This window comes from Variovorax sp. E3 (genome assembly GCF_016082275.1).
Classification (GTDB): domain Bacteria; phylum Pseudomonadota; class Gammaproteobacteria; order Burkholderiales; family Burkholderiaceae_C; genus Variovorax.
Genome location: NZ_MOWM01000238.1, coordinates 1 through 7597 on the forward strand (window position 1 = coordinate 1; position 7597 = coordinate 7597).

The following is a 7597-nucleotide window of genomic DNA, read 5'->3' on the forward strand; positions in this document are numbered from 1 at the left end:
GCCCGGCGCGGGCCTGCGCGCCGCCGCCGCGTGGGACCTGCCGCGGCTGGACCAGGCGCTGGCCGTGGGCGACATCCGCAAGCGCTACATGAGCGAAGGCATGCTGGCGTTTCCGTCGACCGTGCGCCCCGGCATCGAGAGCGCGCTGAACGCGCACTTCGCGCAGCTGGTGGTCGACCAGGTGGCCGAGGCCGCCACCGGCGCGAACGACGGCATGCGCCCCGTGTCGGGCGCGATGATGGCCACCGACACCCAGGCCGCGGCCTACGAGGCCTCGCGCCAGCGGCTGGCCAAGGTGCAGGCGCTGCTGTACGAGCTGGGCGCCGGCCCGCGCGCCGAAGACCTGCGCGCCATGGTCTCGCGCGACGCGCTGCAGCGGCTCGAGGGCGTGGACGAAGCCTTCAACCAGTCGGAGCTGTACGCCATGCGCGGGCGCGACTTCCAGGGCTGGCGCGGCGAGCGCGGGCCGATGCTGGTGGCCTTCGGCGTGTCGGACACGGGCTCGCTCGCGGCCTACCTGGGCCAGCAGTTCAACCGCACCGAAACGCTGGGCAAGCTGGCCGACGGCTACATCGCGGCGCTGGACGGCGCGGGGTCGGGCTCGGTGCTCGCGCAGCGCTGGCAGGCCATCAACCGCGACCTGGAGCGCTACCGCCTGAAGAACCCGAACAGCAGCCTGCTGCTGCTCGAGCAGTTCCTGGGCACCACGGGCGCCGAGATCGACCGCGAGACCTGCGCCGCCAAGCTGGCGGGCAAGGCGCCGGCGGCGCGCATCGGCGACTACTTTGCCGACCGCCACCAGCAGATCTACAGCGCCCTGCTCGCGCGCTGCTACGAGCTGCAGTTCGGCGACCAGCAGGAGCTGTGGACGCAGTTCTCCACGCGCTTCAACCGCTCGCTGGCGGGACGCCATCCGTTCGGCGCGGCCACCACCGCGCGCGCCTTCGACCTGGCCGACCCGGCGGACGTGAACGACCTGTCGCGCGCCTTCGACCCGCTGGCCCGCGCGCTCAAGGAAAACCGCGCCGACGGCGCCGTGCGCACTGCGGCCATGCCGGGCGCGGCGGCGCGCCGCTTCGCCGAGCAGTTCGGTCGCGCGCGCGACTTTTGCTGCCGCTGTTCCCGACCGACGACGGCGGCACGCCGGGCTACGACCTGAGCGTGGACTTCCGCGTGAACACCATGGCCGAGATCGAGGGCAACAAGATCATCGACTGGTCCTTCGAGGTCGGCGACCAGGTGCTCAGGCAGCGCGACGCGCCGCGCACGCTGCGCTGGGAATACGGCATGCCCGTGGCGCTGGTGCTGCGCATCGCGAAGGACTCGCCCGTGGTCGCGCGCGCCGACCCGCAGCAGCCCGCGCTGCTGACCGACGGCCAGAGCGTGAGCTTCCGTTTTGCCGACCCGTGGGCGCTGCTCACGCTGGCACAGCGGCAGCGCGAAGGCGAGTCGCTGCAACGGCCCGACGGCCGCTCGCAACTGCTGAAGTTCGAGTTCCCGCTGGTGGCCCAGTCGGCCGGCGACACGGCGCAAACACCGGCCGGCGGACGCGCCCGCGTGTTCCTGCGCGTGGCGGCCAGCCCCGCCGGCAAGAAGAACCCCTTGGCATGGCCCGCCGCGTTCCCCGCGCGCGCGCCCGAATGGAACACGCCCTGATGGCCGCCCTGCTCTCCCCCCTGCTGGACGCCGAAGCCGCCGACGGCTTCGCGCCCGACCTCGCCGCCTTCCTGGCGCCGCTGGAAATCGAAGGCCCCGCCGGGCCGTCGCTGCGCTACGACCCGGTGTACGCGCGCATCCGCGACGCGCGCACCGAGGAAGACGCCAGCCTGCCGATGGGCGAATGGACGCGCCCGCTCAAGAAGGCCGACTGGCGCGCGGCCGAGATGCTGTGCACCGAGCTGCTGCAACGCCGCAGCAAGGATTTGCAGGTGGCCGCGTGGCTGACCGAGGCGTGGGTGCATCGGCACGGCATCGACGGGTTGACCGCGGGGGCGCGGCTGCTCGAAGGGCTGGTGCGGGAGTTCTGGGAGGGGGTGCATCCGCGCATGGACGACGGCGACAGCGAAATCCGCGCAGCCGCTTTCATCTGGACCAACGACACGCTCGCGCAGACGCTGCTGCTGCATGTGCCACTGGTGCCGTGGCCCGACCTCACGCCGCCGTTCATCAACCTGTGCGAGTGGCAGCGTGCCATCACGAGCGAGTTCGGCACCGCCTCTGCTCGCGCGAAGGCCGCGAAGCAGGACAGCGGCACGGCTGTTCCCGTTGCGTCGCGGCAGGAAATCCTCGACCAGGCCGGGTACGACGTGTATGCGCTCGCCTTTCTCGACGACCGGCTCGCGCTGGCATGGGAAGCCTGGGACGGCCTGGCGGCGCTGCTCGACGAGCGCCTGGGCGCCAGCGCGCCCAGCCTGTCCAAGGTGACGGACATGCTGGCCCAGCTGCGCCAGGCGGTGCGCAGCCTGCTGCAGGGGCGCGACCCGCGCGACGAAGAAGAAGAAAAAGAAGAGCCGGAGCCGGCCGCCGCGGCGCAGGCGCCATACGCCGACTGGGCAGCGAACGCCTGCGCCCTTCCCGCCACATCGATGGACGACCACCTCATGAGCGAAGCTCCCTCACCCTCCTCCTTTGCCCCTCTTCCCGCCGGCTCGCTCCTCCCGCAAGCCGTGGCGAGCGGCCAGATCGGCAGCCGCGCCGAGGCTTACCGGCTGCTCGAACTGGCTGCCGCCTATCTGCTGCGCGAAGAGCCGCACAGCCCTACGCCTTACCTCGTGAACCGCGCGGTGGCCTGGGGCCGCATGCCCCTGCCGCAGCTGATGCAGGAAGTACTGCGCGAGGACGGCGACTTGAACCGCTTCTTCTCGATCATCGGTGTGAGGCCGGACGCGTAGGGCGAGGGGTCGGGTTCTGTTTTTCTGAAACGGGGTGAGCGCCGGGCCGGCGCTCCCTTCCACACGAAAGGTATGACATGCCATTCAGCAAAGATCACGTCGACGAAGTCATGGTGCAGGGTGCTCACATGAGTGGGGACCGCAACTCCATCGCAACGGCACTGAGGTTGAAGTCGAAGCTCGGGGTGCTGATCCTCTCCTGCCCCTCCCTGGGTACCCAGCGCCGAACTCCACAAGTTCTACGAATCCATCGTGGGGGCGGACCGGGTGAAACTGATCACTGTCATCAACCCGTCCGACGCCTCCGCCGAGGCGGGCGAAAAAAGCATGAAGGGCGTCTATCGGCAGGTGAGCAAGAGAGACTTCAGGAATCTGCCCGAGTTCATGAAGACCATGATTCCTCGGCCGATCTTCATGCGTTCCGCGACCTTCGGCACAGGTGTCATCGCAGATGCTTTCGAAAGCGACGAACAAGGCACGCAAGGCAAGACGCGTGCCCTTTGGCGGCTGGACAAGGTCCCCAAGAAGGAGGGCACAGGCGTCGTCGACAAACGCCCGGCCTTGCGCGGGTTCCTGGTGGCGCGAGGCTTTCTGCAGAAGCGCGCCTATGTCTTTCTGTTCGCGAAAGAAGGACTGCGAAAGGCCGAAAAGGCGCATCACTTCACGTCGATCCTGACGTGGCGTCTGTTGCATGAAGAAATCGCGCGCACGTCGTCCGTCATTCCCGTGGCCGCGGGCGACAGGATCGGCCTTCGCACGCTGCCCAACCTTGCGGAGTTCTGGAAGGACGCCGATTGGACCTCGCTGTGGTCCGACGTCACGATCGACCCGCGCTCCGCGCAATTGGGCCTGTGGTGCCTGCTGGCCGAGGAATACAAGGGCGTGTCGATCATCGGCATGCGCAGCGGGATGATCGAAGTCCCCGCGCTGCTGGGCATCCGTACGCTCTACCTCGAGGAAAAGCTCAATCAGCAAGCGGAACGCATGGCCAAGTGGACCGGGAAAGTGCCTGGATTCGAGCGCCAAGTCGTGGAAAGACCTGCCGGCATCAAGCAGCAGCTTTACTGGCGCAACGAGAGTGCCAAGAGCTATCAACCCAGCGATGTGTCAAGTCATGCGGCAAACAACAGTGCCCACCTGGCTGGCATGGTGCAGGGTTTTCGATTGGGCCGACCATTCAGGGGAAGGACGAAGTTCACGCCCGCTCCGGTTCTGGAGCAGCCTCAGCGCAAGCGAGGAGAGCCGTTCCTTCGTCCCCAGCCAACCTTTCTGGCGAACACGCGCCTGCCCGCCCCCATCGACGCGGTGAACATCCAGCTCGCCAAGGCGGAGTTCGACAAGATCGTGACCTGGGCCAAGGCCACCCCCACGCCCACCGGCGCGACCACGAGCATTCATGGCTCGGTCGTTAGGACGGTGACCGCGAGGCCCCAGCCGGCGGTAACACCGCCAGGAAGCGACTAACTGCGCGAACCGGGTCCGCGCCTCAGGCGCCGGGCTCGCCCGTCGCGCCTTCGCTGACCAGCGCCCACAGCGCCTCGGCCACCGGCGCCATGTGCGCGAGCTGCCGGTACAGCCGGATGTCGACCGGCACGCGCCAGCCGCCCGCGCCGGCGTCGGCGAGCGCACCGCTGCGCAGGTCGTCGGCCACCAGGCTCAGGGGCAGCCACGCAAGGCCCCGGCCTTCGAGCGCCATGGTGCGCAGCAGCGCGGCGTGGTGGGCGGTGAACACGACCGACAGCGACGCGGCAAAGTCCTTGCCGAATTCGCTGTCCTGCATGGCCCGCATGATCCGGCCCAGGCCCGAGGCCTCGCTATAGGCCAGCACGGACGGTGACTGCCCCGTGCCGAGCGCATGCTGCGGCGCGCCCTTCGCGTCGGCCGCGGCCACGGGCACCAGCACGTCTTCGCTGAGCCTCCGCACGGGGTACTGCGCCTCGTCGAGGCGACCCGGCGCGCCCGCGTGGCCGTGGCACAGCACGAACTGCACGCGGCGCTGCAGCATCAGGTCTTCGCAGGCGAGCGAACTGTCGGAAATGGTCTGGATCGGCCCCATGCTCAAGCGAGCCTCCACGCTGCCCAGCCAGCGCGGAAAGAAGGTCAGCGACAGCACGTGCGTGGCGGCGAAGCTCAGGCTGGCCGCGTCCAGGTCATGCGCGGCGCGGGCCTTGATGCGCGCGGCCTCCAGCGCGGCCAGCACTTCCTGCAGCAGCGGCTGGAAACGCTTGCCCGCCGCGGTCAGGGCGGTGGGGTGCGCGCTGCGGTCGAACAGGTCGACGCCCACCCACTCCTCGAGCGAGCGGATGTGGCGGCTGAAGGCGGGCTGCGCGATGGAGCGGGCCAGCGCGGCGCGCGAGAAGTTGCCGCTCTCGGCCAGGGCCAGGAAATCTTCCAGCCATTCGAGGTCGAGAGGTCGGTTGCCGGGGCCCATGCGCAGCGCGGTTGAATAGTTGTATGCGATTCGAGTATTGGACGGCCCGCCCCCGCCGGCAAAAGATGCACCCATTCCTGCACCTTGAACCACAACGGAGACACAACATGCCTTCCATCGCGAATTATCGCGGGATCATTCCCGCCATTTCCTGCCCCTTCACGGCCGACCACCGCATCGACGAGCCGGCCCTGCGCAAGCTGGCCTCCTGGCTGGCCGGGCACGAGGGCGTGGTGGCGGTCATGACCAATGGCCACACGGGCGAGGTGTTCTCGCTCACGCCGTCCGAGCGCGCCGAGGTGACGCGCATCGTGGCCGACGAACTGCGCGGGCGCATGCCGGTGATTTCGTCGATCGTCTGCGAAGGCCTGGCCGAGGCCGCCGAGCACGCACGCGCCGCGCAGGCCGCCGGCGCGGTGGCGCTCGACGTGATGCCGCCGCACCACTGGCTGCGCTTCGGTTTCACACCCGGCCATGCGCTGCAGTACTTCGAGGCCATCCACCGCGCCGCGCCCGAGCTGGATCTGGTGTGCCATGTGTACCCCGCGTGGACCCGCGCGTCTTACTCGTCGCAGCTGCTGGCCGAGCTGGCGCGCCTGCCCTACCTGCAGGCCTTCAAGGTGGGCCAGCGCGACATGAACAAGTACGCCCGCGACATCCAGGCGATCCGCGAGGCCGATGCGTCGAAGGCCATCCTCACGTGCCACGACGAATACCTGCTGGCCTCCATGGTGCAGGGCGTGGACGGCGCGCTGGTCGGCTTCGCGACCTTCATTCCGCAACTGATCATCGACCTGTGGAACGCGGTGAAGGCCGGCGACCTGAAGAAGGCCATGGCGGTGCAGGCGCTCATCACGCCGCTGAAGGACGCGGTGTACGGCGGCGGCGAGCCCACCGGCGAGGCGCACGCGCGCATGAAGGGCGGCATGTTCCTGGCCGGCGTGCTCGACAACGCCACCGTGCGCCCGCCCACCGAAGCGCCGAACGCGCGAGAGATGGACGCGCTGCGCGCGGCCGTCGAGCAGGCGGGCCTGTCCCGGCGCTGAGCACGCGGGGCCGCGATGCCCCGGCCCGAAAAACACAAGGAGACAAGAGACATGCAACGCAACCATTTCCTGCGGGCCGCGCTGGCCGCCCTTGCGCTGGCCGCGGCGTCCACCGGCTTCGCCCAGCAGCCCTGGCCCAGCCGCCCGGTGCGCATGGTGATTCCGTTTCCGCCGGGCGGCACGCTCGACACCATCGGCCGCCTGCTGGCGCAGAAGCTCGGCGAGCAGACGGGCCAGACCTTCATCGTGGAGAACCGCGCGGGCGGCAACGGCATCATCGGCGCGACGTGGTGTCGAAGGCGCCGGCCGACGGCTACACGCTGCTGTTCAACGCATCGACCTTCGTCACCGCGCCCATGACCATGAAGGCCGTGCCCTACGACGTGGTGCGCGACTTCACGCCGGTGGCGCTGGTGGCCAAGGCGCCGCTGTCGGTGGCGGTGAACAAGAACCTGCCGGTGAGCGACGTGAAGTCGCTCATCGCGTACGCCAAGGCGCATCCGGGCAAGATGACTTTCGCGGTGGGCTCCATCGGGTCGGCGGGCCACCTGTCGACCGAACTGCTCAAGCGCGCGGGCGGCGGGCTCGACTACCTGATCGTGCCCTACAAGGGCACGGCGCCGGCGTTCCAGGACCTGATCGGCGGGCAGATCGACGGCTTCATCGACCCCATCCTCGGTTCGCTGCAGTACCACAAGAGCGGCATGGTGAAGGTGATTGCCGTGACCTCGGCCGCGCGCGCCGCCAGCCTGCCGAACGTGCCCACGGTGGGCGAGAGCATTCCGGGCTACGAGTTCTACAGCTGGTACGGCCTGTGGGGCCCGGCCAGGCTGCCGGCCGCCGTCACGCAGCGGCTGAACGCCGAGGTCAACAAGGCGCTGGGCACCGACATGCGCGAGACGCTGAACGCGCAGGGCCTGCTGCTCACGCCGGGCAGCGTGGACGAGTTCGCGAAGTTCCAGCAGGCCGACATGGAGCGCTCGAAGAAGATCATCGTCGAGGGCAACATCCATGTCGAATGAGGTGGCCCCGCATGCGGTGGTGACGGGCAGCAGCGGCGGCATCGGCCGCGCCATCGCCTCGCTGCTGCTGGACACCGGCTGGCGCGTGACCGGGCTGGACCTGGCCGCGCCCACGCTGTCGCACGCGGGCTTCACGCATGCGGCGCTCGACCTGTGCGATGCCGACGCCGTCGCGCGCGCGGCGGCCTCGCTGCAGGACGCCGACGC

At 69.4% G+C, this 7597-nt stretch carries 6 protein-coding genes and 2 pseudogenes; 7 read left to right on the forward strand and 1 reads right to left on the reverse strand.

Translation table 11 applies throughout. From position 1 onward, the window contains the following. The 4 genes and pseudogenes from BMG07_RS38645 to BMG07_RS38660 form a co-directional block, all read left to right on the forward strand. A pseudogene (locus BMG07_RS38645) lies at positions 1-1159 on the forward strand (type VI secretion protein IcmF); the annotation flags it as partial. Then, complete coding sequence (locus BMG07_RS38650) at positions 1108-1656, forward strand: hypothetical protein (protein ID WP_198088916.1); 549 nt, start codon at positions 1108-1110, stop codon at positions 1654-1656. The pseudogene BMG07_RS38645 and the gene BMG07_RS38650, both read left to right, overlap by 52 nt. Continuing rightward, positions 1656-2891: a type VI secretion system protein TssA gene (tssA, locus tag BMG07_RS38655; protein ID WP_198088917.1), complete on the forward strand. Its 1236-nt coding sequence runs from the start codon at positions 1656-1658 to the stop codon at positions 2889-2891. The genes BMG07_RS38650 and tssA overlap by 1 nt, the downstream gene beginning before the upstream one ends. A 267-nt stretch (positions 2892-3158) precedes the next feature. Further along, positions 3159-4355 carry a hypothetical protein gene (locus BMG07_RS38660; RefSeq protein ID WP_198088918.1) on the forward strand — a complete coding sequence of 399 codons (1197 nt, stop codon included), beginning with the start codon at positions 3159-3161 and terminating at the stop codon, positions 4353-4355. A 22-nt stretch (positions 4356-4377) separates the two neighbouring features. On the opposite strand, the gene BMG07_RS38665 is transcribed toward BMG07_RS38660, so the two are convergent. Further along, positions 4378-5322, reverse strand: coding sequence for a LysR family transcriptional regulator (locus BMG07_RS38665; protein ID WP_198088919.1), 945 nt, complete (start codon positions 5320-5322; stop codon positions 4378-4380). A 107-nt stretch (positions 5323-5429) separates the two neighbouring features. Between BMG07_RS38665 and BMG07_RS38670 the strand changes: the two genes are divergently transcribed. The 3 genes and pseudogenes from BMG07_RS38670 to BMG07_RS38680 form a co-directional block, all read left to right on the forward strand. Further along, the gene (locus tag BMG07_RS38670) at positions 5430-6368 is read left to right on the forward strand and encodes a dihydrodipicolinate synthase family protein (RefSeq protein WP_198088920.1); all 939 of its coding nucleotides are present in this window, start codon (positions 5430-5432) and stop codon (positions 6366-6368) included. A gap of 51 nt (positions 6369-6419) precedes the next feature. Continuing rightward, positions 6420-7390, forward strand: a pseudogene (locus BMG07_RS38675) (Bug family tripartite tricarboxylate transporter substrate binding protein). Beyond that, on the forward strand, positions 7380-7597 hold a 218-nt coding region (locus BMG07_RS38680), incomplete at its 3' end, for an NAD-dependent epimerase/dehydratase family protein (protein WP_198088921.1). The pseudogene BMG07_RS38675 and the gene BMG07_RS38680, both read left to right, overlap by 11 nt.

Coding starts and splice junctions, on each gene's coding strand:
- tssA (WP_198088917.1), top strand. CDS start 1,656: ATGGCCGCCCTGCTCTCCCCCCTGCTGGACGCCGAAGCCGCCGACGGC.
- BMG07_RS38665 (WP_198088919.1), bottom strand. CDS start 5,322: ATGGGCCCCGGCAACCGACCTCTCGACCTCGAATGGCTGGAAGATTTC.
- BMG07_RS38670 (WP_198088920.1), top strand. CDS start 5,430: ATGCCTTCCATCGCGAATTATCGCGGGATCATTCCCGCCATTTCCTGC.